Source organism: Nocardia sp. NPDC056541 (genome assembly GCF_042794235.1).
Lineage (GTDB): Bacteria > Actinomycetota > Actinomycetes > Mycobacteriales > Mycobacteriaceae > Nocardia.
In genome coordinates this window covers 117273-138717 of record NZ_JBHTUD010000018.1, presented here as the reverse complement: position 1 = coordinate 138717, position 21445 = coordinate 117273, and the positions used below count along the sequence as shown (strand labels likewise).

The window sequence follows — 21445 nt, the reverse complement described above, 5'->3', positions numbered from 1 at the left end:
CGCCCTACCGCGAGCCCAGGTCAGACTGTTATTCCTGCCTATTCGCCTGCTTCCCAAGCAGATGGCGCGGGTTCGATTCCCGTCATCGGCTCAACGACGAACCCTCCCAGATCAACTGGGGGGGTCGTTCGCCGGCTATGCCAATCCTTTGCCAGCTGCGAACGATCGTCGGCGATGCGGCGCTTGGCTCATCGTGACGCTTTGGTAGACCAGAACACGAAATCAGTCCTCCGACTTACGTCGGGGGCGACCGTCGGTTTCAGCACGCTACGCAGGGCGCCGCGGTCTCAGCGGAATCTGTGGGGGCTATGGGAACTATGCTCACCTCGACGGTCAGACCAACTCGTGTCGCGAGGTTGACTAGAACATCGATCGAGAATCGGCTCATCTTGCCATTCTTCAGATCCGAGATGCGCGGCTGTGTGACACCGAGGTTCCGCGCGGCCACGTTCTGCGACCACCCGAACTCATCGATGCGGTCGCTGATCGCGATCATCAGTCGAGATCTGACCTTGAGATTCTCAGCCTGCGCTGGCGTATCGGCGATGGCATCGAAAACTGACTTGAAATGCTGGGTGTTCTGCTCGGTTGGCATAGCGGTGCCCCTGTGGGAGTCGACGGGTACGTGTGGTGGTTTGCAGTTGTGGTGACGAGGTGGGCTAGAGATCCTTAGCTTGATCGACTGCAAGTTTGTACCGTTTGATGCCTGTGTCCTTCGCTGTCTTCGGGATCTGGTTGGACTTTTTCTGGAAGCAGTGAAGCACCCAGACCAGTCCCTTGAGTTCGGCTATGTAGAGGACCCGAAACCAGCCATCGTTCTCGGCGATGCGGATCTCTCGGACTCCGCGACCGATCTCGGGCATGGGCTTGGATCCGGGTGGTGTGTCGCCCAGTTGTGCCAGGTAGATGTGGTGACCGGCATCTGTTCTCGCCTCTGGAGGAAAGTCGCGTAGTTCATCGAGGGACCTTCCCACGAACTCCACGGGTTTGGCGGCAGTGGTGTCCCTCACAGCCACCAGTATACACAATCATATATACCCGTTGTCGGTGTGGCCGAACACACCTTGCTAGGTGCCTAGACGCGAACGATCTTGATCAACCCAGATGTCAACACTGATCAATCAACCAGCCAAAACTGCTTTCACCAGGGCTCGCCTACCGGTCGACCTGTGGGTCAATCGCCATTGCTCATTGAACGCACACGTGCCAAATCTGTGCCACGAAGACCGCCCTCCCATCTCTGCACACCGACCATGATCACTACTCGTAGAGTCCGTCGTCTCAGTACGCAGTGGGTACGCAGCGCCGCCAATCGGTGCCGATTTCAGCCGACGCAGAAACCGGAAACCCCCAGGTCACGCCCACCGAGCCATAGCTAGCCCACCAGCACAAACGTCAGGAACGGTGTCCATCATCAACATCATGCGGTGATGTCAGAGTCGGTGGGGTCTGGTGCATCACCAGGCTTCTGTGGCGGAGTAGTAGTGGTCTGCGAGAGCTGGCAGGTACGGCCCCTCGTCGATTACGAGGCCGCGGAGCTTCTGATAGTCCGGGTACCCGTCGAGTGAAGGCGCCAGCGTCACTGAGCGAGTTGTGGGGTCGATGGCCATCAGTCCGGCGTCGAACAGCTGGTGGAGGTCGGTTCGCAGGAGCAGGCCCTCGTCCAGATCGTGTGTCTGGTGCTTGGCGAAGCCCCGCAAGTGGGCTGCTTGCAGCACCGCGGCCGGACATGGCCCGGTGATTGCGCACCGCAGTCCATACCGTTCCAGCAGGCCCCTGCGGAATGGGCCTTGTCCGGTGCGAACTTGTACCAATGCTTGCCGCCGGCCTCCCTTCGGTGGTGTTGAGCGAGGCGTCGGAGCCTTAGGCAACGGCACCGCGAGTCCATCCAGAAGCGTGCGCAGTCCCTGCGGGTCGCACCGTCGTACCGCATTCTGCTGCGCGCCGTCCAATAGCGCCTCAATCGCGCGAAACGGCAGCGCGCCATCCAATGCTTGCCACTGTGCGCCGTAGCTGGCGACGTAGAGGGTGACGGGCACCTCCAACCGAAGCGGTTCGGGGAACTCGTGGCGACAGTCCTTGTGTCGACAGAGGTACTTCGGCGACTTGGTCGTGCGCGGCACGTGCCCGGTCCTTTTGCACTCCGGACACACATACCGAACCTTGATGCCAGGCTCGGAGTCGATCCGGTCGATGCGCGAAACACCGTGAACCGAGGTTGAATCGCGAAGGACCACCATGTCCCCGACCTGCACTTGGAGGTGGTTGGCAACTCCACTGTCGTAGACGTAGGTCGATCCGAGCTCATCGGGATAGCCGTCGTTGCTCTCCCAGCTTCGCCCCTCCAGCTTCGACAGCAGCGCCCATGTGTTCACTTCGTCCCCCTGTGACGTACCGGCGACCCCGCTCGGACCGCGCTAGCTCAGAGTACGAATACGGTCTGACATGCCAGCCGCGGATGCTTAACCTCCGGCTTATTACGGGAGCAGTCTCCCAAGGTCGGCGGATCTGACTCACCCACTACTTTCCCGCTACAAACCCCTGGCGATTTGGGCAAACAACGGCAGACAACCACGTAGCGCCGGTCGCAAAACACGCTGGTAGCAGCAGGTTTGCGTGTACGCCAGCGGACAGCCGCAGAGCAACGGAACAACCAAGAGGTTAGGGGTTCGAATCCCTTCGGGCGCACCGAAATCGACCCCGTATCTGTAGATACGGGGTCGATTTTTTCGTGGGAGGTGTGGTCAATCCGGGCTGGTCGCTGCCAGGACTCTGGCGGTTTCGCGGGCGGTCGGGGCGGGGGTGGCTATTCCTTTGAGGCCGGCGACTTTCGCGTTGATGTTGTCGGCGACGGTGATCGGGGGGTAGCCCTGTTCGCCGGGGGCGAGGGTGCCGGGGAGGGCTTGGATCACCGCGTCGTGGTTGCCGTCGAAGAAGAAGGCGGCGGAGCGGCGGCGGCGGATGTGGCCGTCGATGATCGGCGGATCGACACGGTGGAGGGTGGACATCCAGCGGTCGTTGGTCCAGCGGGCCATCGCGTCGCCGAGGTTGATCAGTAGAGCGCCTTGCGCGGGCTGCACGTTGTGCCAGTGGCCGTGTTTGTCGAGCACCTGCAGACCCGGGACGCGGTCGGCCCACAGGATGGTGAGGATGCCGAAGTCGGTGTGTGCGCCCATGCCGGTCATGTCGCCGTCGAGACGCAGTTCGCCCTCTGGCAGGGCGTAGTTGTTCATCTTCAGCGCGTCGATGGAATGGTCGGTGAGGGTGTCGAAGTAGTCGGCGGGTAGCCGCAGGGCTGCGGTGAAGGCGCGCAACAGGATTCGCGACAGTCGCTGTGCGTGGGCGAAGTAGGTGTCGATCGCGGGACGGAAGCCCGGCGCGGCCTCGGGCCAGTTATTGGCGGCATACGACGACGCGGGTAGGTCGAGGCCGGGGAAGTCGGTGGACTGGGTGCCGACGATGAAAGCCTCGTAGAAGTCGTTCATCTGATTCGCCGTGGGCAGTCCCAGACTCAGGCTCAGCGATTCCGACCTCGGCGGCGAGTAGCCACGGTTCTCCGAGGTCGAGCGCCGGTAGCGCTTCTTGATGTCGAGTGGCAGTGCGAAGAACTCGTCGAGCGCGTCGGTGAGTCCGGCCAGTACCTCGTCGGGGATGGCATGGCCGACGATCTGCATGAAGCCGACCTCGCGGCAAGCGGTGTCGATTGCGGCGGCGACCGCCGCGCGACCGGCATCGTCGGTGCCGGTCAGAAAGGGAGTGATGTCGATGGTGGGGACGGTGAACGGGGACGTCATCTCTTCAGGGTCTATTGCATGTATTGCCTCCGCATTACAGAACTGATGGAAGAGCAGACATGTAGTGAGTACGTAACGGTCCGGAAATCGACCACAAGTTGCATGTAGTCATCGCGCAGAAGGGCGCGACGACCAGGAGGACGACATGCAGAACCACCGACACCGCAGGCGCGCCGCGACCTCGGGAGCAGTGCTGTTGGCGGCGCTGCTCGCCGTCGCCGGTTGCGGCACCGATTCCCCGGATCAGGGTGGCGCCGCTGTCGCGCTCGAACCCGCGGCGCCCGCGCAGACACTGCGCGGGGTGTGCCCGGACACGGTCACCATCCAGCTGCAGTGGCAGCCGCAATCCGATCAGGGCGGGTTGTTCCAGCTGCTCGGGCCCGGGTACCGCGTGGACGAGGAGACCAAGTCGGTCGAAGGGCCGCTGGTGGCAGGCGGTAAGGACACCGGTGTGCGGTTGCAGCTGCGCGCGGGTGGGCCCGCGATCGGTTTCCAGTCCGTCCCCTCGCGCATGTACGTCGACGACACCGTCACGCTCGGGGTGGTGCACGGCGAGCAGGTGATCGCGGCGAGTGCCGCCAAGTCTGTCGTCGCTGTCACGCCGCTGCTGAAGTACAGCCCGTCCATTCTGATGTGGGATCCGGCGAGTCACCCGGACTGGCGTTCGATCGCCGACATCGGCCGCTCGAACGCGCCCGTTGTGGTGTCGAAGGAGCAGATCTTTCCGCAGTGGCTGGTGGCCAAGGGCCTGCTGAAACAGTCGCAGATAGATACTGGATACGACGGCGCCCCGGCCCGCTTCGTCGCCGACCCGACGATCGCTCAGCAGGGTTTCGCCAGCGCGGAACCGTACGTCTACGAGCACGAGGCCCGTGCCTGGAACAAGCCGGTGGCCTACGACCTGATCAAGAACTCCGGCTTCGACACCTATGCCTCGAATCTCACCGTGCGCGCCGACACAGTCGACGGACTGGCACCGTGTCTGGCCAAGTTGGTACCGATCGTGCAGCAGGCCGGCGCCGACTTCGGCTCCGCACCAGCCGACGCCAATGCCAAGGTCGTCGATATCGTGTCCCGCACACCGGCATTCACTCCCTATCCGGCAGGTGAGGCGGAGTTCGCCGCGAAGCAGCTCGTCGAGCTCGGCCTGTTGGCCAACGAGGCCGACGGCTCCTTCGGCACCTACGAGCAGGCTCGAACCCAGCGCAACCTCGAGGACCTGCGGCCGATCCTGGTGGCAGGCGGTGCCGCGATCCCACCGGCGCTGACAGCCGGCGAGATCTTCACCAACCGCTTCACCGACCCGAAAATCGGCATTCGCTGACCACGTGGAACCTCCGAACTGTGCTGGAGCGAAGGTTCTTTCGTAGGTCGCGAGGTTTCCCTGTCGGGACTACTTCCAAGCCGGGAGCGGCGGTAAGGGGCCGGTCAGGTCGCTACCTGAGGTACGGCCGACGAGCCAGCCGAGGAGGGCGGTGGCGGGGCCGAGGACGGTGTGGTGGGGACGGCCAGGGCCGACGGTGGCGATGAAATCTGTGTCGGTGGACTGGATGTCGAAGGTGGGGGTGGCTTCGGGCTGGAGTTTGGCGGAGAGGTCCGCGATGGTCTCGGGGAGAAGCCGCGCGACGAAGGGGGCAGGCCAATCGGCGGCGGTGTAGCCGACGTCGAGGTCCACGTGGTGGATTTCGGTCTCGCGCAGGCGCATCCAGGGGATCTGGTCGGCGGTGAGGGTGCCGCCCTGGCGGTTGCGGACCTCGACCTGCCAGTCGGCGGCGGGCATGGTGGTGGCGACGGCCTGCCAGCGGTGTGCGGTGGCGGTGAAGTCCGCGTGCTGCACGGTCAGCGGTCGGGGTGCGCCTGCCTCGATATCGGCATCACGAATGGCGACGCTCGGGTACTGCGGCATCTCGATGCCGGTGCGGGCCCACAGCAGCAGGTTCAACAGGCTGTCGGCATTGCGTGCCATGTGCGCCAGCACGTGACCGCGCGTCCACCCCGGTAACAGGGACGGTTCGGCCAACGCCGGATCGGTGAGGGTGCCGATGGCGGCGTCGAAGCGCGCGGTGGAGGCGGCGACCTGATCGAGCAGGTCGGTGGGAGTAGCCGTTTCGCTGGTCACGGATTCGAGGGTAGTGCGCCGCCGTCGCCGCGGACGCGAGAACGACGGCGTCGAACCTGCTCTGTGGACAACTCCGAACCTGTGGACAACTGGGGATGATCGGCCGTCGACGCCGGATCGCCGGAGCGGCTCCGTGTGACGATTCAGCTAGCGATGATCGCGTCGGCCTCGATCTCCACCAGCAGGTCAGGGGCGATCAGCGCGGTGACCTCATACATGGAGGCCGCGGGGCGGATCGTGCCGAACACTTCGGCATGGGCGGCCGCGACCTCGGGCCAGCGGGCGATATCGGTGACGAACATGCGCGTGCGCACCACGTCGCGCACGCTTGCCCCGGCCTGCTCCAGCGCGGCGGCGATGCGAGTCAGGACCTCACGGGTCTGGGCGCCGATATCGTCGCCGCCGACAGCGCCACCACCGGCGACAGCGGCGGTGGTACCGCTGACGATTACCTGGTCGCCGACTCGTACCGCTCGCGAATACCCGACGACATCTTCGAAATCGGAGGCTGAGGAAATGTTCACCCGAGTTGTGGTCATGGTTGCCAGAATGGTCCACCGCGTGGTGGAGGACAATTCATTTCCCGGTCGTCTCGTGGTCGGATCGCGACGGTATGCATGGCAAATGAACGTGCGTCCAGGTCTTCGTCTTTTCCCTCTCACCGCCGCTTTGTGCGCCGCCGCCGTGGTGGCGGGCTGCTCGTCGCCGGACTCCGCGGCCGGCTTCACCGCGGGCAAGGACCAGCCGCTGGTGATCTCGCTCGACGACCTGGTCGCCAAGGCGGGTACCAGCGCGGTGCTGGGGGTCAGCCTCGAGCCCGAGCACGGCAATGTCGCCCGCCGGGCCGACGGCGCCTACGTCTACACCCCGAGCGCCGGCTACACCGGTCTCGACCAGTTCACCGTCACCACCACCGACGCGGTTCGCCTCTACACGACCGATATTCCGGTGCTCGGCGAGTTCGGTGGCACCACGGTGCAGGGCAGTGGGTTCGGCTCGGCCTGGACCGCGGTGCCCGGTAGCACCGACGAGTTCTACGGGCTCACCGACCGCGGCCCGAACGTCGACGGTCCGGCGAAGAACGAGAAGCTCTCGCCCACACCGAATTTCGTGCCCAAGATCGGCCGGTTCAAGCTGGTCGACACCCAGGCCGTGCTGCAGTCGAGCATCGAACTGCGGAGCAAGTCGGGTGTGCCGTTCAACGGGCAGGTCGACACCTCGGCGAGCACCGGCGAGACCATCAAGGACCTCCAGGGCAATGTCCTGCCGCCCACCGATCACGGCATCGATCCCGAAGGCCTCGTCGCACTGGCCGACGGCACCTTCTGGATCTCCGACGAATACGGTCCGTTCCTGGTGCATTTCGATGCCACGGGCACCGAGATCGAGCGGCTCGCGCCCGGCAGCGGCCTGCCGAAGGAGATCGCGCTGCGCACACCCAACCAGGGCATGGAGGGGCTGACCATCACTCCCGACGGCAGCACCCTGGTCGGCGTGGTGCAGAGCGCGCTCAACACCCCCGGACTGAGCGGCTCGGCCAAGGAGGTGCCGTTCGCGCGGATCGTGACCGTCGATCTGAAGACCAAGGCGCAGAAGGAATTCCTGTACCCGCTGGAAAACCCGAAGCAGTCGAAGGTCGCGGTCTCGGAGATCACCGCGCTGAGCGCCACCACGTTCCTGGTCGACGAGCGTGACGGCAACCTCGCGCCCAAGTCGGACAAGAAGATCTGGACCATCGACATCGCGGGCGCGACCGATGTCGGCCCGCAGTCCGCCGTGCCGGGCGCGACTTACGACGCCGAGAAGGGCGGCCTGCTGATCGACGGCAAGCCCCTGGAGACGCTGATCGGGGTCACCCCGACCACCGAAGCCGTCGCCGCGCTGACCAAGGCGGGCGTCACCCCGGTCGCGAAGAAGAGCAACCTCGACCTCTCCGCGCTGGTCGCCGCACTCGACGAGAAGGGCAGGTTCTTCGGTCACGACAAGATCGAGGGCATCGCCACCCTCGACGGCGGCAAGACCATCTACATCGCCAACGACAGCGACTTCGGCCTGGCCGCCAGCCAGGGTGAACAGCCCCCGTTCGGGCTGAAGCCCAAGACGCTGCCCAACGGTGCACAGGACACCGGCGAGGTGCTCGCGGTGGACACGACCAAGCTGCCGGCGAAGATCGACGGCTACACGGTGAAGATCACCGTCAAGTAGTCCACTCGCGGGCTTCGACGAGTACCGCGGTGGCCAGGGCGAGTAACCACAGCGACATGGTTCCGACCTGGATTCGCTGGGCTATGCCGAGCGCGTAGGAGCCGGACAGGTTGTCGGCGACCATCATCCAGATGGTCGCCGCCGACCCGAGAACCAGTACGGCGACACCGAATTCCCGCAGGATCCGCCAGCGGTGGTAGCGGTAGGCGGCGGCGCTGAAGGCGAACGCCGCCACCGCGATCGAGGTGACGGCCAGTGTGCTCGTGAGCGCGTGCGGTTGATGCAGTTGCGGAAACAGTCCGCTGTCGCCGCCGCACGCGCTGTCTCCCGGGGCGCAGTCGTGGAGCGGGAGCAGGGCGTCGGCGATGGTGGACGCGCCGAAACACAACAGCGCTGTCCAGCCGATCGTGGTCAGCCGACGGCGCCGGAAAACGAGCAGTCCACCCAGCGCCGCGGGGATCAGCAACAGGCCGACCACGGTGTCGGCGGTGCCGAACACCTCACGGTAGGGCTTGCCCTCGGCGTCGAGTTCGCTGAGGAAGTCGTTGACCGGGTCGGTGTCGATCGGCAGCGCGAATTCCAGCAGCCAGGACGAGTAGCACAGGCCCGCGATCGCGATCGCGAGCGCGATCAGCAACGAGTAGCCACGGGTGTGCCGTGCGAATTCGGTCACACCGACCATTGTGCGTGTCCGGCCGCCACCGCCCGGATCAGGCGCGTCGAAAGCGGGGACGTGGTTTCATCGTGGCATCACAGGCACGCACAGGTTGCTGTCAGGTTCGCCGTGCAGGGTGTTTGGTAACCAACGGAGAGGTCCTCGATGAGCTACATGATCGCGCTGGCAGGTTTTGCCACGATCCTCGCGCTGGCCGTGTCCGGATTCGTCGCGGCGGATTCGTCGCGCGCACGGGTGCGGGTTCGCGCCGAACGCAGTCCGCGTCGTCGCTGAAGAACTCGATAGTCACCGGTCAGGATTGGAGCGTTTCACCAGTGCGGTGATCCGCTCGGCCGCCGCCTGCGGATCTTCGTGCTCCCACACCCGGATGACCGCCCAGCCCGCCGCTGTCAAGGCGATGTCGGTGGCGCGATCGCGGGCGACATTGCCTGCCAGCTTGTCGGCCCACCACTGCGCGTTGTTCTTCGGATCGGTCGCGTGGTCAGGGCAGCGATGCCAGAAACAGCCGTCGACGTAGACGGCGATGCGCAGTCGTGGAAACACCACATCCGCGCGACGGCGCTGACCTTTGATGGGCGGACGGTCGACGAAATAGCGCAGGCCAGCCCGGTGCAATTCGCGGCGTAGTGCCAGCTCGGGAGCAGTATCAGCGCGTCGCTGCTTGGACATTCGCGCGCTTGTGGCGGCGTCTGTGACGAGCTTGCGCGCAGCGGATGACCTCGACGAGGCGGCGGACTCGTCGGGCGATTCCCGGTTGTCTGCCCGCCGCGCGCTCATGCCGCCCAGCCGCCCATGCGGTCGAGGTGATCCCGGACGTCGTCGAGGAATCCGGGCGGGAAGCGCAGGCTTCCCATCTCGGTGCGGCGCAGGAATCCCGCCGTCGCGCGGGGAGAGAGCAGGCGGGGCTCGGTGAGGAAGTTCTTCAGGTCCTCGTAGGGCTCGTGGACCGGCCAGGTCGAGAGGGGGACGCGGTGCACGACACCCGCGTGTCCCCAGGCGGCGCTCGGCCACGGCTGGCCCGCGGCTATCGGCTCTCCCACGGTCAGCGGGTCCGACGGCGCGGCCAGGCGTTCGCCGACCCAGTTCGCCATCCGCACGCTCACCGCGTTGCCCACCAGTTTCCAGCGATGACCGTGGCGCACGCCGGGAACATCGAGGGCGGGGGCGGTCCAGTCGGCGTCGAACCCCTGTAATCGTTCGCCGTCGACGATCCCCGGCGTCACGATCTCGCCCGCGGGCAACCGGACCGCGGGCGGACTGGCGATGCCGAGACCGGAACCGCCCTTGAGGGTCGGCACCGCGTTCACCGCCCAGCCGAGGCCGCGCACACCCTCGGTCCAGTAGAAGCCGCACGGATCGCAGTCCGGATCGCCGTAGTCGCGGGGACCGGCGTCGTCGCCGAACAGCACCTGGCGGGGGTCCTCGGTGCGCGAAGCCAGCATCAGCACGCGCTGACGTCGTTGCGGCAAGCCGAACGCGCGACCGTCGACGACCCGATAGGCCCAGGCGTACCCGAGCTCCTCCAGCGCGGCGGTGATGTGGCGCATGGCCGCGCCGCGACCCAGCTGCAGCATGAACGGGACATTCTCGATCAACAGCCACCGCGGCCCGCGCTGCCTGCGCACGAGGCGGAACACCTCGTCGACCAGGCCGGATCGACGACCGGTGATGCCTGCGGTGCGCCCGGCTTGTGAGAGGTCCTGGCACGGGAAACCCGCCGCGACCAGCTCGGTGCCCGCGGGGAGCGACCGCAGGCGGGTGATGTCGCCGTGCAGGTCGGTGTCGGGGAACCGCGCCGCGAGGACACCCTGGGCACCGGGATCGATCTCACACAGCAGCTCCGACGCCCAACCATGCCTGCTCAGACCGAGTTCGAGCCCGCCGATCCCGGCGAACAACCCGACCATCCGCGACAACGAGACTCCTGTGTTTTTCGGAGCGCCGGCGCGCTCGGGTTAGCGGCCACCGGGTGGTCCGCTCTTCAGCGACCCGTTCCCTCGCGCCTGGGGCGAATTGTATCGGTCCCCTGAACAGGTGCGGGCCGCGAACGAATCCTTCCCGACGACGGATGCCGCGTGGCTCGGCAGGGGGTAGACGGGTGGGCTCGGGCCGAGGAAAATCGGTGGCCGGGGGTGGGGGTGCTCTGGGACTCTTGATGGGCCGAACTTGTCGGACCCGAGTGCGAACATCACCTGGCGTCCGTACCGGAAAACCAACCAGCCGACCGGACATCAAGGGGGAGTTTTGTCTGTCACATCAGAGCTGGCGGCCGCCGAATCGGAGGCCGACAGATCGGAGCGGCCGTCGCCGCAGTCGAGTGGGGGAATGCGGTCGCTGCGGCGATTTCTGCCCTTTCTCCGGCCCTACCGGGTGCCGCTGCTGCTGGCCAACGCGCTGGCGATCGTCACCGCGAGCACCGCGATCGCGATTCCGCTCGTCATCGCACGGGTGGTCGACGGGCCGATCGCGCGGCGCGATTTCGTCGGTCTGCTGGCGCCGGTCGCGCTGATCTTCCTGCTCGGATCACTCGAATCGTTCGGTATGTGGGGCAGGCGATGGCTGGTGTCCAAGCCCTCGACGATGTTCGAAATCACCATGCGCGCCAAGCTTTTCACGCAACTGCAGGCCCTCTCGATCGGCCGTCACGACGGCTGGCAGTCGGGTCAGCTGCTCTCGCGCGCCATCGACGATCTGTCGGTGCTGCGGCGGTTCGTCGCGTTCGCCGGTCCGTTCCTCATCGTCAACGGGGTGATCATGCCCACCGGGCTGATCGTGTTGTTCGCGATGAACTGGCAAGTGGGACTGATCTTTACGGTGACCTCCCTGCCGCTGACGCTGTTCTGCGCGCGCTTCGTCCGCCGCTTCGAGGTGGCCTCGCGGCGTTCGCAGGACCAGTCCGGCGACCTGGCCACCATCGCCCAGGAATCGGCGCAGGGCGTGCGGGTGCTCAAGGCGCTGGGGCGCGGCCGCTTCTTCGGGACGCGTTTCACCGCGCTCTCGCGCGAGCTGCAGCGCACGGAAATGGAGAAGGTGCGCCTGGACGCCACGCTGTGGGCGGCGTTGGTGACCTTGCCGACCGTGTCGATCGCGGTGTCGCTCGGGGTGGGTGGCTACTCGGTGGTGCACGGCTCGATGACGATCGGCACGCTGGTCGCGAGCATCACGCTGGCCACGTTCCTGCAGTGGCCGATCATCTGGCTCGGCTTCCTGCTGTCGGAGCTGTTCGAGGCGCGCACCGCGGCCGATCGATTCTGGGAGATCATCGACACCCCGCTCGACATCACCGACCCGCCACACCCGGCGGAACTACCTGATCCGCTGCGCGGGGAACTGGTCATCGACCGGGTCCGCTTCGCCTACCCGCGATCCGGGGGCGGTCCGGAACACACCGTGCTGGAAGAGATCTCGCTGCGAATCCGGCCGGGGGAGACGGTCGCGCTCGTCGGCGCGACGGGTAGCGGCAAGACCGCGCTGCTCGAGCTGATTCCCCGGCTCTACGACGTCAGCGGCGGCCGGATCACCATCGACGGTGTCGACATCGCCACGCTGCGCCTGGCGGAGCTGCGCCGGGTGGTGACGGTGGCTTTCGAGGAACCGGTGCTGTTCTCGGCCAGCGTGCGCGAGAACGTGGCACTGGGCGACGCGCGTGCCACCGACGTCGACGTGCGGCAGGCGCTCGATATCGCGCAGGCGAGCGAATTCGTCGACGCGTTGCCGTGGGGGCTCGACACCCGCATCGGGGAGCAGGGCATGAGTCTGTCGGGCGGCCAGCGTCAGCGTCTGGCCCTGGCCAGAGCTGTGCTCACCGGCGACACCGCCGCCCACGGCCGGATCATGGTCCTCGACGACCCGCTGTCGGCGCTGGACGTGGAAACCGAAGAGCGCGTGCAGGATCAGCTGCGGGCGGTGCTCTCCGGCGCGACCACTCTGCTCGTCGCGCACCGGCCGTCCACCGCCGCGCTGGCCGACCGCGTCGCGCTGCTCGCCGACGGACGCATCGTCGCCGAGGGCAGCCACGAGAAACTGCTGCGCACGAGCAGCCACTACCGCGAACTGATGGGAGGTGAAGCATGAGCACCGAGACGGTGACGACGGAAAAGGAAGTGCCGGAGGAGAAGTCCGATCTGGCGGCCGACTGGCGCGGTATCGCCAAGGAGGACGACGCCGTCACTGGGACCGGAAACCTGGTGCTGGCCGGGCGATCCCGGCGATTGCTCCTCGATCTGGTGCGGCCCTACCGCAAGCAGGCGATTCTCACCTTCGTCCTGATCCTGCTCGACAACGCGGCCAAGGTGTCGCTGCCGCTGTTCATCGCCTACGGGCTCGACCACGGCATCAGCCAAGGCCGCCAGGGCAATTGGACGCCGATGATCGCGACCGTCGCCGGATTCGTCGCGGTGACGTTGCTGTCGGGGCTCACCACGTTCGCCTTCCTGCGGGCCTCCGGGTCGCTGAGTCAGCGGGTGCTGTTCGACCTGCGGGTGCGCGCGTTCCGGCACACGCAGCGATTGAGCGTGTCGTTCCACGAGAAGTACACCTCGGGCAAGGTCGTCACCCGGCTCACCAGCGATATCGAAGCACTCCAGGAACTGCTCGAAGGCGCGCTGAATCAGGCGCTGAGCGCGGTGATCTCGGTGGTGACCATCGCGGCCCTGCTGATCTGGCTCGACCCGCTGCTCGCCTCGATCGTGCTGATCGGGTTCGTGCCGCTGGTGCTGGTCACCCGGTGGGCGCAGCGGCGTCAGCGCGCGGGGTACCGGCGCACGCGCGGGGCGATCTCGCGCGTTGTCGTGCAGTTCGTCGAGTCGATGAGCGGCATGCGGGCGGTGCAGGCGTTCCGGCGCGAACATCGCAACGAGGAGGTCCTCGGCGTCGAGGATTCGGCGTACCAGAAGGCGACGACCACCGCGGTCCGCGGGATGGGCGACTACGTCGGGCTCTCCAACTTCATCGGCAAGCTGACCACGGTGATCGTGCTGCTGGTCGGCGCCTGGCAGGTGATGGAGGGCAACCTCGCGATCGGTGTGCTCGCCGCGTACCTGCTCTACCTCGACCAGTTCTACGGCCCCCTCGACGAACTCGCGCAGGTGTTCAACTCCTACCAGTCCGCCGCCGCGGCGCTGGAGAAGATCTCCGGCGTGCTCGAGGAGGAACCGGCGGTCGCCGAACCCGAACGCCCGGTGACACTCGAGCGGGCGACCGGTGCGGTGCGGATGGACCAGGTGTGGTTCGGCTACAACACCACGTCGGTGCTGCCGGAATTCGACCTGGAGATCCCGGCCGGACAGGTGGTGGCGCTCGTCGGTGCCACCGGTGCGGGCAAGTCGACGCTGGCGAAACTGCTCACCCGGTTCTACGACCCGAGCGGTGGCGTCATCACGCTCGACGACGTGGATCTGCGCCACCTGGCCGATGTCGAGCTGCGCAGACACGTCGTGATGATCACGCAGGAGGCATACCTGTTCTCCGGCACCATCGCCGACAACATCCGGCTGGGCAGGCCCGAGGCGACCGACGCCGAGGTCGCCGCGGCCGCGCGCGCGGTGGGGCTGGACGCCTTCGTCGGCGGGCTTCCCGACGGCTACGCCACCGACGTGCGCACGCGCGGCGGCAGGCTCTCGGCGGGCCAGCGTCAGCTGGTGGCGTTCGCACGGGTGTTCCTGGCCGATCCGGCGGTGATCGTCCTCGACGAAGCCACCTCCAGCCTGGATATCCCCGGTGAGCGGCTGGTGCAGCACGCGCTGGAGACCCTGCTGCGCGACCGCACGGCCGTGATCATCGCCCACCGGCTGTCCACCGTGGCCATTGCCGACCGGGTGCTGGTGCTCGACGGCGGCCGGATCGTGGAGGACGGCGCACCGGCCGAGCTGATCGCGGGCCAGGGCCGCTTCGCAGGATTGCACGCCGCATGGCGGGATTCGCTGGTGTGATGCGCCCGTGTTGTGCAGCGCCGGGGCTGGTGTCGCTTACCGTAGAGAGGTGACGACCCCAGCCCCGGGCCCGGCCGACGGCCCCACCGAGATCAGACCTGCCTCCCGGTGGCCTGCGGTGCTCACCTGGCGTGCCCACGACAACACCCGCATGGAATCGGTGCGGGTGACGGTGAACGGCAATCGGATCAGGGCGGCGGGCCGGATGATCGGCTGCGCCGGCGATGAGCACCCGGCATTCAGCGCGTCGTACGACCTGGTCACCGACGAAGCGGGTGCGACGCGACGGTTGTCGCTGCGCACCACCACGGCGGCCGGTGAACGCCATGCCTCGATCTCGCGCGACGAGGAGAACTACTGGCTCGTCGACGCGGGCGGCACGCACGTGCGCTCCACCTTCGGCGGCGCCCTCGATGTCGACGTGGTGCTGAGCCCGTTCTTCAACACCCTGCCGATCCGCCGGTTCGGCCTGCAGAACGCCGTCGGCGACGTCCAGGTCCCCGTCGTCTACGTGCGACTACCCGACCTGCTGGTGCAGGAGGCCGAGCTCATCTACTCGAGCGCGTCCGACGGGATCAACGTCCTCTCGCCGGTCTCGAGCGCCACCCTGACGGTCGATCCGGAAGGTTTCGTCCTCGACTACCCGGGGCTGGCCGAACGCGCCTGATCTCGAGTACTCAGAGCGCGCGGAGCACCCCACCGTCACGACCGGCGCGGTGAAGTTCACCGAGCCAGTCGCCGGCGCCGGGCGTGATGCCGGTGATGTTCCAGGTCGTGCGGTCGTCGTAGGCGGTGCGGCCGCGGAAACCCGTCTCGACGAGTTCGCCGAGACGGCTGTCCGCGCGCAGGGATTCGCGGGCAGTGACGAGTGTCTCGATGGCCTCGTCGAGCACCCGTTCCAGCGCGGTCGCGTTCGGCTCGCAGATGGCACGCACGAGGTCGGGCGCGGTACCCGCGACGCGGGTACCGTCTCGGAACGAGCCCGCCGCCAGGCCGAGCGCCAGCTTCCCGCCCGCGGCCCCCGCCGCGGCCAGCGCTTCGGCCAGCACATGCGGCAGGTGCGAGATCCGCGCGACAGCTCGATCGTGTTCCTCGGCGAGCACCGGTACCACCACCGAACCACAGTCCAACGCGAGCCGCACCACCCGCGACCACGGTTGCACCCGCGTTCCCTCGTCCACTCCGACCGCCCAGACCGCACCCTGGAAAAGATCGGAATCAGTGGCAGCCCAACCGGATTGGGACGTTCCCGTCATCGGATGCCCGCCGACGTACAAGGCCTCGAGTCCGTGCTTTCGCACCGCGTCCAGCACCGGCCCCTTCACGCTCACCACATCGGTCAGCGGGCACCCGGGCGCGAGCACGGCGATGTCGGCCAGCAGGTGTTCGACCGCGGGCATCGGCACCGCGATCACCAGCAGCGCGTCCAGCTCGGCAGCGCGGACCAGCACCGCGGACAGGTCGCCGGACACCTCGAAACCGTCCTGACACGCCGCGGAGACGCCGGATTCGGAGCGGTTGTAGCCGAACGCCCGGTATCCCGCCGCGACGGCGGCGCGCAGCAGCGAACCGCCGATCAGGCCGGTCCCGAGGACGCACACAGCCCCACGCTCGTCGATGCTCATCCGAACAGATTGGCACACGAGTTCATCATTAGGGGTGGGACAGACTACCGTTTGGTCCATGGCAGCACAGCGCTCGGGCACGAACAGGGCGACGTCGGATGACGACTTCGACGTCGAAGGGTTCGCAGTGGCCGTGGTCCGCGAAGAAGGCACATGGCGGGTCAGCCCGCTCAGCTCCGATGCCCTGCACGATCTGTCGGCCGCCGAGACCGAATTGAAGGCTTTGCGCAGCTCAGGTGCGGTGTTCGGCCTGATCGACGTCGACGATGAATTCTTCATCGTGTTGCGTCCCGCGCCGAGCGGCACCCGTCTGCTCGTCTCCGACGCCACCGCGGCGATCGACTACGACATCGCCGCCGACGTCCTCGACGCGCTCAATGTCGAGATTCCCGACATCGACCCCGACGATCTCGAAGACGTCGAACCGTGGGAGGAGGGCGACCTGGGCGTCCTGGCCGACCTGGGCCTGCCCGAACCGGTTCTCAGCGTCATCATCGCCGACACCGACCTCTACCCCGACGAGCAGCTCGGCATGATCGCCCAGCGTCTCGGTTTCGCCGACGAATTCGCCGCGGTCCTGGACAAAATGCCGAGGTGATCGACGAGGAGATGATGCGCGCCGCCCTGGCGGCCGCAGCCGACGCCGACCCGCGCGATGTGCCGGTCGGCGCCGTCGTCTTCGACGCGCAAGGTCGTGAACTGGCCCGCGCCACCAACGCGCGCGAAGCCCTCGGCGACCCCACCGCGCATGCCGAAGTCCTGGCCTTGCGCGCGGCCGCGGCAGTCCACGGCGACGGTTGGCGACTCGAAGGCGCGACCCTCGCGGTCACCCTCGAACCGTGCACGATGTGCGCGGGCGCCCTGGTGCTGGCGCGAATCGGCAAGGTCGTGTTCGGCGCCTGGGAACCCAAAACCGGTGCCGTCGGCTCGCTCTGGGACGTAGTCCGCGATCGCCGCCTCAACCACCGCCCCGAAGTCCGCGGCGGCATCCTCGAACCGGACTGTGTCGCCCTCCTCGACACCTTCTTCAAAAACCAGCGCTGACCAGCCGATTTAACAATCTTGCACCCACTCCGGTACCGTAGTCGGCGGTGGCGTGTCCGAGCGGCCTAAGGAGCACGCCTCGAAAGCGTGTGAGGGGTAACCCCCCTCCGAGGGTTCAAATCCCTCCGCCACCGCCATGAGCCCCTCACTTGTTCACGCAGGTGGGGGGCTTTTTCTTGTCCGAAATGTGCGCCGGTACGACGACGGCGAGGTCCGCACGGCTCGCGTGAAATGGTGCCGGAAGGTGACCGGGGTGGCGAAACCGGCCGCGGTCGCGATTTCCTCGATGGGTGCGTCGCCGGTCTCGAGCATGGCCAGTGCCGCCTGGATCCGCTGGGCGATCAGCCATTTGTTCGGCGTCGCCCCGGTTTCCCGGACGAAATGGCGCAGGTAGGTGCGCGGTGAGAGTCCTGCGACCCGGGCCAGATCGGGTACGCCGATCGGGTCGGCGAGGTGTTCGAGCGCCCAGGAGAGGCTGCGGGCGATGGGGGCGTCGAGGGGTTCGGGGGGCATGGGCGATTCGATGTATTGAGCTTGGCCGCCCGCGCGGTGGGGCTGGATGACGAGGCGGCGGGCGACGGCGTTGGCGACGGACGCGCCCAGGTCGTTGCGAACCAGATGGAGCGCCAGGTCCAGCCCGGCGGCGCAGCCCGCGCTGGTCAGGATGTCGCCTTCGTCGGTGTAGAGGGGCTCGGGGTCGACCTCGACCAGGGGGTAGCGCTCGCGCAGCAGGTCGGCGTATCGCCAGTGCGTGGTGGCCCGGCGGCCGTCGAGCAGGCCGGCGGCGGCCAGGGCGAACGCGCCGGAGCAGATCGACACGATCCGGGAGCCGTTGCGGTGCGCCCGGCGCAGCGCGTCGATCAATTCCGGCGAGGTCCGCGCGCGCGGGTCGGCGACGCTCGGGACCACGACCGTGTCGGCGGCGGCGAATTCCGCGAGACCGTACGGGCTGGTCATGGTCGCGCCGCCGATCACGCGGACGGGTTCGGGGGTTTCGGTGCAGATTTTCAGCTCGTACCAGGGCTGCTCGATATCGGGCCAGGTCAGGCCGAAGACCTCGATGACGATGCCGGTTTCGAACGCCGTCATCCCGTCGTACGCCAGCACGGAGACAGACCTCATGTCTAAATCTTAGCGATAGTCGTCATCTATGCCACTTCTCCCGATGACACGGAAGTCCGACCATGGAGATATGTTGAAGCAACTCAAGGACTTCGCCATCGGAATCCACACCGCGAACGCGATCCGGCACGGCATCCGCCCACCTGTCGCGGCTCGGCCGGACAGCCGGAAGTCGCGGTGCGGGGGAGCGCGGACCACCCGGTAGCGGCAAGATCTGTCGTCGGGTATTCACCTCGTCCGACCTGCGGTGTATTCCTCGCGTAATAGACTGGGTTACACCGAATCCGGGAAGGAACGATGATTATGCGCGGGCGACAGCCGCCACCCGCGAAGTCCGGAATCGGGCTCGGGGGAAAACTTCTGGTTCTCATCGTGCTCGGCTGGGTCGCTGTCGGGCTGCTCGCGGCCGGCCAGCGGCACCACTTCGCTCACCTGCCCAAGCAGTGTTCGGACTGGGCGACCATCGCGGTCACCGCCGCGGCGGGGCCCGCGAACTACATCGGGCTCAATCCGCGCGTCACCGAATGTCAAGTGCCGCAGCCGAGTCAGTAGCGAAACGGCCGGGGAACACGAGTTCCCCGGCCGTCGACGCTCAGCCTTGCGGTAGCGGCGCGACCTGCCGCTGTTCGGCCTGGACCTCGCGCAGCCGCGAGCCCTCGATGTCGATATCGGGCACGATCCGGTCCAGCCACTTCGGCATCCACCACGCCCACTTGCCCAGCAGCACAAGCAGAGCGGGAATGAGCACCATCCGGACGACGAACGCGTCCAACGCCACGCCCGCGGCCAGCGCGAAGCCCATCGACTTGGCGGTGACATCGGATTCCAGCAGGAACGAACCGAACACCGAGATCATGATGATCGCCGCGGAGGTCACCACGCGCGCTCCGTGGTGATAACCCTTGATCACGGCCTCGGTGGGGTCGGCGCCGTGTACGTATTCCTCGCGCATGCGGGTCACCAGGAACACCTGGTAGTCCATGGCCAAGCCGAAGACCAAGCCGATCAACATGATCGGCAGGAAGCTCACCAGTGGATGTGGATCCTTGATCAGCCCGAGCTCGCCCTCCTGGAAGATCAGCACGGTCGCGCCGAAGGTGGCGCCCATCGACAGCAGGAAGCCGAGCGCGGCGGTGAGCGGGACCAGGATGGACCGGAACACCAGGATCAGCAGGATGAACGCCGCGCCCGCCACGATCGCCATGTACGGCACGATCTTGCTCAGCAGGACATGGTCGATGTCGGCGTAGATGGCGGTGGTTCCGGTGATGCCGTACGACATCTTGTACTGCTCGTTCAGATCGGATTCCGCAGCGCGCGCCGACTGCACCAGATCCTTCGTCGACTGCGCGTTGGGCCCGGTCTTGGGTATGCCGTTGATCAGGGCGCCCGCGCCGTCCTTGCTCATCTGCGGCTCGGTGACCAGATCCATGTCGGGGTAGGACTGTAGCTTGTCGCGCAAGGCATTCAGCGCCGCCTGCCGCTGGTCAGCGGGGGTTTCGCTGAGGTCGACGGCCACCTGCAAAACACCGTTGCTGCCCTCGCCGAAGCCTTCGGTGCGCAGATCGTAGGCCTTACGGACGGTGGTCGACTTGGGCAGGCTGTCCTCGCCCGGCAGGCCGAGGTTCAGGTTCAGCGCCGGTGCGGCGAGCAGGCCGAGCACCACGATGGCCAGGATCATCGTGACCGCGGGGAACTTGGCGATCCCCCTGGCCACCCGGGTGCCGTTGGTGACGACGCTGTCGTCCTCGGGATCGTGCTGGGCGATCAGCGGCAGTTTCGGCTTGAACAGCGCCTTGCCGAAGGCGCCGAGCAGCGCGGGCATCAGGGTGATGGCGGTGAGCACGGCGAACGCCGCCGCGATGGCGCCACCCAGACCCATGAACGTCAGGAACCTGACCCCGACGATGCTGAGCCCGACCAGCGCGATGATCACGGTGAGCCCGGCGAACACCACCGCCGAGCCCGCGGTACCCAACGCGGTACCGGCCGCTTCCTCGGCGGAATCCTGCACCGCCAGTTCGTGTTTGTAGCGCGAGACGATGAACAGCGCGTAGTCGATGGAGAGGGCGATGCCGATCATCGAGGCCAGGAACGTGGTGAAGCTCGGCACCGACAGCACCGAGGTCGACAGGAAGATCAGCGAGGTCGCCGCGCCGAGCCCGACGATCGCGGTGATGATCGGCACGAACGCGGCGACGATGGCGCCGAACGCCACGATCATCACCACCAATGCCACGGCCATACCGATCATCTCGGACTTGCCGCTCGGCATCTCCTGTTCCATCGCGATGGTGCCGCTGATCTCGACCGTCAGCCCGGCCGCGCGGGCTGAGTCGCCGGCGTTGTAGGCGGCCTCGCGTTCGTCGGCGGTGATGTCGGCGAAGTCCTTGATCGCGAACGGGACACTGAAGTACGCGACGGTCTCGGGTGCGGTCTCGTTCAGCACATTCAGGGGCGCGCCACTGCAGGTCGACGGATCGGGTTGCCCGGTGAGACAGCCCATTTCCTCGGTCGCGGTGATCGGATTCACGATCGGTTCGGCATGGTCGACGATGTCGAGCTGCTCGAGGTCGGCGATCAGGTCATCGATCGCGGCGCGGTTGGCCGGGTCGGTGAGCTTCTGGCCCGCGGGCGCTCCCACAACATAGGTACCGGTCACCGCGTCGAACGCGAACGCCTCCGACATACCGGGGAAGTGCTTGTCGAGGATTTCGGTGGCCCGTTCCGAGGGCAGGTTCGGCATGCTGAAGTCATCGGTCATCGGCTTCTGCAACGAGGATCCCAGCCCCGCGAGCACCATGAAGAGCAGCAACCAGACGGGCAGCACAATCCATTTGCGGCGAAAGGCCAGCTTGCCCCACCGGTAGAGATAGATGGACACGGTTCTTCTCCTCGTGGATCGGTGCGGAGCGCGGATCGGAGGTGTA

Annotated in this window: 20 protein-coding genes, 1 tRNA gene and 1 pseudogene; 10 read left to right on the top strand and 12 right to left on the bottom strand. The window is 66.7% G+C overall.

Features of this window, described 5'->3' with window-relative positions:
* Nucleotides 1–259 precede the first annotated feature (259 nt).
* The 4 genes from ACFQ9R_RS27840 to ACFQ9R_RS27825 form a co-directional block, all read right to left on the bottom strand.
* On the bottom strand, nt 260–595 hold the full coding sequence (locus ACFQ9R_RS27840; RefSeq protein ID WP_378994496.1) for a helix-turn-helix domain-containing protein: 336 nt from the start codon (nt 593–595) through the stop codon (nt 260–262).
* Between the two features lie 64 nt (nt 596–659).
* Complete coding sequence (locus tag ACFQ9R_RS27835) at nt 660–1010, bottom strand: type II toxin-antitoxin system RelE/ParE family toxin (RefSeq protein WP_378994494.1); 351 nt, start codon at nt 1008–1010, stop codon at nt 660–662.
* A gap of 447 nt (nt 1011–1457) precedes the next feature.
* Nucleotides 1458–2375 (bottom strand): HNH endonuclease, encoded by a 918-nt coding sequence (locus ACFQ9R_RS27830; RefSeq protein WP_378994492.1) that lies wholly within the window; start codon nt 2373–2375, stop codon nt 1458–1460.
* 369 nt (nt 2376–2744) lie between these two features.
* Nucleotides 2745–3794 (bottom strand): isopenicillin N synthase family dioxygenase, encoded by a 1050-nt coding sequence (locus ACFQ9R_RS27825; protein WP_378994490.1) that lies wholly within the window; start codon nt 3792–3794, stop codon nt 2745–2747.
* 145 nt (nt 3795–3939) lie between these two features.
* Between ACFQ9R_RS27825 and ACFQ9R_RS27820 the strand changes: the two genes are divergently transcribed.
* Entirely contained in the window at nt 3940–5118 is a 1179-nt protein-coding gene (locus ACFQ9R_RS27820; protein WP_378994488.1) for a nitrate ABC transporter substrate-binding protein, read from the top strand.
* Between the two features lie 69 nt (nt 5119–5187).
* Here ACFQ9R_RS27820 and ACFQ9R_RS27815 read toward each other — a convergent pair whose 3' ends face one another.
* Together ACFQ9R_RS27815 and ACFQ9R_RS27810 are read right to left on the bottom strand one after the other, a co-directional pair.
* On the bottom strand, nt 5188–5913 hold the full coding sequence (locus tag ACFQ9R_RS27815) for a maleylpyruvate isomerase family mycothiol-dependent enzyme (protein ID WP_378994486.1): 726 nt from the start codon (nt 5911–5913) through the stop codon (nt 5188–5190).
* 143 nt (nt 5914–6056) lie between these two features.
* Nucleotides 6057–6452 carry a RidA family protein gene (locus ACFQ9R_RS27810; RefSeq protein ID WP_378994484.1) on the bottom strand — a complete coding sequence of 132 codons (396 nt, stop codon included), beginning with the start codon at nt 6450–6452 and terminating at the stop codon, nt 6057–6059.
* Nucleotides 6453–6537: 85 nt separating this feature from the next.
* Here ACFQ9R_RS27810 and ACFQ9R_RS27805 point away from each other — a divergent pair, with 85 nt between their 5' ends.
* The gene (locus tag ACFQ9R_RS27805; protein ID WP_378994482.1) at nt 6538–8118 is read left to right on the top strand and encodes an esterase-like activity of phytase family protein; all 1581 of its coding nucleotides are present in this window, start codon (nt 6538–6540) and stop codon (nt 8116–8118) included.
* Here the strand turns inward: ACFQ9R_RS27805 and ACFQ9R_RS27800 are convergent.
* Nucleotides 8111–8791 carry a DUF998 domain-containing protein gene (locus tag ACFQ9R_RS27800; protein ID WP_378994480.1) on the bottom strand — a complete coding sequence of 227 codons (681 nt, stop codon included), beginning with the start codon at nt 8789–8791 and terminating at the stop codon, nt 8111–8113. The two genes, ACFQ9R_RS27805 and ACFQ9R_RS27800, sit on opposite strands and share 8 nt — an antisense overlap.
* A gap of 147 nt (nt 8792–8938) precedes the next feature.
* Between ACFQ9R_RS27800 and ACFQ9R_RS27795 the strand changes: the two genes are divergently transcribed.
* The gene (locus tag ACFQ9R_RS27795; RefSeq protein WP_378994478.1) at nt 8939–9067 is read left to right on the top strand and encodes a hypothetical protein; all 129 of its coding nucleotides are present in this window, start codon (nt 8939–8941) and stop codon (nt 9065–9067) included.
* A 12-nt stretch (nt 9068–9079) separates the two neighbouring features.
* On the opposite strand, the pseudogene ACFQ9R_RS27790 reads toward ACFQ9R_RS27795, so the two are convergent.
* A pseudogene (locus ACFQ9R_RS27790) lies at nt 9080–9487 on the bottom strand (very short patch repair endonuclease); the annotation flags it as partial.
* Nucleotides 9488–9567: 80 nt separating this feature from the next.
* Complete coding sequence (locus ACFQ9R_RS27785) at nt 9568–10701, bottom strand: DNA cytosine methyltransferase (protein ID WP_378638684.1); 1134 nt, start codon at nt 10699–10701, stop codon at nt 9568–9570.
* 337 nt (nt 10702–11038) lie between these two features.
* Here ACFQ9R_RS27785 and ACFQ9R_RS27780 point away from each other — a divergent pair, with 337 nt between their 5' ends.
* The 3 genes from ACFQ9R_RS27780 to ACFQ9R_RS27770 are packed head-to-tail and all read left to right on the top strand — an operon-like array spanning nt 11039 to nt 15391.
* Complete coding sequence (locus ACFQ9R_RS27780) at nt 11039–12868, top strand: ABC transporter ATP-binding protein (RefSeq protein WP_378994475.1); 1830 nt, start codon at nt 11039–11041, stop codon at nt 12866–12868.
* Complete coding sequence (locus ACFQ9R_RS27775) at nt 12865–14724, top strand: ABC transporter ATP-binding protein (protein WP_378994473.1); 1860 nt, start codon at nt 12865–12867, stop codon at nt 14722–14724. The genes ACFQ9R_RS27780 and ACFQ9R_RS27775 overlap by 4 nt, the downstream gene beginning before the upstream one ends.
* A gap of 49 nt (nt 14725–14773) precedes the next feature.
* Nucleotides 14774–15391 carry a putative glycolipid-binding domain-containing protein gene (locus ACFQ9R_RS27770; RefSeq protein WP_378994471.1) on the top strand — a complete coding sequence of 206 codons (618 nt, stop codon included), beginning with the start codon at nt 14774–14776 and terminating at the stop codon, nt 15389–15391.
* A gap of 10 nt (nt 15392–15401) precedes the next feature.
* On the opposite strand, the gene ACFQ9R_RS27765 is transcribed toward ACFQ9R_RS27770, so the two are convergent.
* The gene (locus ACFQ9R_RS27765; RefSeq protein WP_378994468.1) at nt 15402–16349 is read right to left on the bottom strand and encodes a prephenate dehydrogenase; all 948 of its coding nucleotides are present in this window, start codon (nt 16347–16349) and stop codon (nt 15402–15404) included.
* Between the two features lie 58 nt (nt 16350–16407).
* Here ACFQ9R_RS27765 and ACFQ9R_RS27760 point away from each other — a divergent pair, with 58 nt between their 5' ends.
* The 3 genes from ACFQ9R_RS27760 (at nt 16408) to ACFQ9R_RS27750 (ending at nt 17530) form a co-directional block, all read left to right on the top strand.
* Complete coding sequence (locus ACFQ9R_RS27760) at nt 16408–16947, top strand: tRNA adenosine deaminase-associated protein (RefSeq protein ID WP_378994465.1); 540 nt, start codon at nt 16408–16410, stop codon at nt 16945–16947.
* An 11-nt stretch (nt 16948–16958) separates the two neighbouring features.
* Nucleotides 16959–17393: a nucleoside deaminase gene (locus ACFQ9R_RS27755; protein WP_378638685.1), complete on the top strand. Its 435-nt coding sequence runs from the start codon at nt 16959–16961 to the stop codon at nt 17391–17393.
* Nucleotides 17394–17439: 46 nt separating this feature from the next.
* Nucleotides 17440–17530, top strand: a tRNA-Ser gene (locus tag ACFQ9R_RS27750).
* A 16-nt stretch (nt 17531–17546) separates the two neighbouring features.
* Here ACFQ9R_RS27750 and ACFQ9R_RS27745 read toward each other — a convergent pair.
* Nucleotides 17547–18515, bottom strand: a complete 969-nt coding sequence (locus tag ACFQ9R_RS27745; RefSeq protein ID WP_378994462.1) for a GlxA family transcriptional regulator — start codon at nt 18513–18515, stop codon at nt 17547–17549.
* A 303-nt stretch (nt 18516–18818) separates the two neighbouring features.
* Here ACFQ9R_RS27745 and ACFQ9R_RS27740 point away from each other — a divergent pair, with 303 nt between their 5' ends.
* Nucleotides 18819–19067: a hypothetical protein gene (locus tag ACFQ9R_RS27740; RefSeq protein WP_378638529.1), complete on the top strand. Its 249-nt coding sequence runs from the start codon at nt 18819–18821 to the stop codon at nt 19065–19067.
* A 40-nt stretch (nt 19068–19107) separates the two neighbouring features.
* On the opposite strand, the gene ACFQ9R_RS27735 is transcribed toward ACFQ9R_RS27740, so the two are convergent.
* Nucleotides 19108–21399, bottom strand: coding sequence for an MMPL family transporter (locus ACFQ9R_RS27735; RefSeq protein WP_378994460.1), 2292 nt, complete (start codon nt 21397–21399; stop codon nt 19108–19110).
* Between the last annotated feature and the right edge of the window lie 46 nt (nt 21400–21445).

Coding starts and splice junctions, on each gene's coding strand:
- ACFQ9R_RS27840 (WP_378994496.1), bottom strand. CDS start 595: ATGCCAACCGAGCAGAACACCCAGCATTTCAAGTCAGTTTTCGATGCC.
- ACFQ9R_RS27825 (WP_378994490.1), bottom strand. CDS start 3,794: ATGACGTCCCCGTTCACCGTCCCCACCATCGACATCACTCCCTTTCTG.
- ACFQ9R_RS27820 (WP_378994488.1), top strand. CDS start 3,940: ATGCAGAACCACCGACACCGCAGGCGCGCCGCGACCTCGGGAGCAGTG.
- ACFQ9R_RS27810 (WP_378994484.1), bottom strand. CDS start 6,452: ATGACCACAACTCGGGTGAACATTTCCTCAGCCTCCGATTTCGAAGAT.
- ACFQ9R_RS27805 (WP_378994482.1), top strand. CDS start 6,538: ATGAACGTGCGTCCAGGTCTTCGTCTTTTCCCTCTCACCGCCGCTTTG.
- ACFQ9R_RS27795 (WP_378994478.1), top strand. CDS start 8,939: ATGAGCTACATGATCGCGCTGGCAGGTTTTGCCACGATCCTCGCGCTG.
- ACFQ9R_RS27785 (WP_378638684.1), bottom strand. CDS start 10,701: ATGGTCGGGTTGTTCGCCGGGATCGGCGGGCTCGAACTCGGTCTGAGC.
- ACFQ9R_RS27775 (WP_378994473.1), top strand. CDS start 12,865: ATGAGCACCGAGACGGTGACGACGGAAAAGGAAGTGCCGGAGGAGAAG.
- ACFQ9R_RS27765 (WP_378994468.1), bottom strand. CDS start 16,349: ATGAGCATCGACGAGCGTGGGGCTGTGTGCGTCCTCGGGACCGGCCTG.
- ACFQ9R_RS27760 (WP_378994465.1), top strand. CDS start 16,408: ATGGCAGCACAGCGCTCGGGCACGAACAGGGCGACGTCGGATGACGAC.
- ACFQ9R_RS27755 (WP_378638685.1), top strand. CDS start 16,959: ATGATGCGCGCCGCCCTGGCGGCCGCAGCCGACGCCGACCCGCGCGAT.
- ACFQ9R_RS27745 (WP_378994462.1), bottom strand. CDS start 18,515: ATGAGGTCTGTCTCCGTGCTGGCGTACGACGGGATGACGGCGTTCGAA.
- ACFQ9R_RS27740 (WP_378638529.1), top strand. CDS start 18,819: ATGCGCGGGCGACAGCCGCCACCCGCGAAGTCCGGAATCGGGCTCGGG.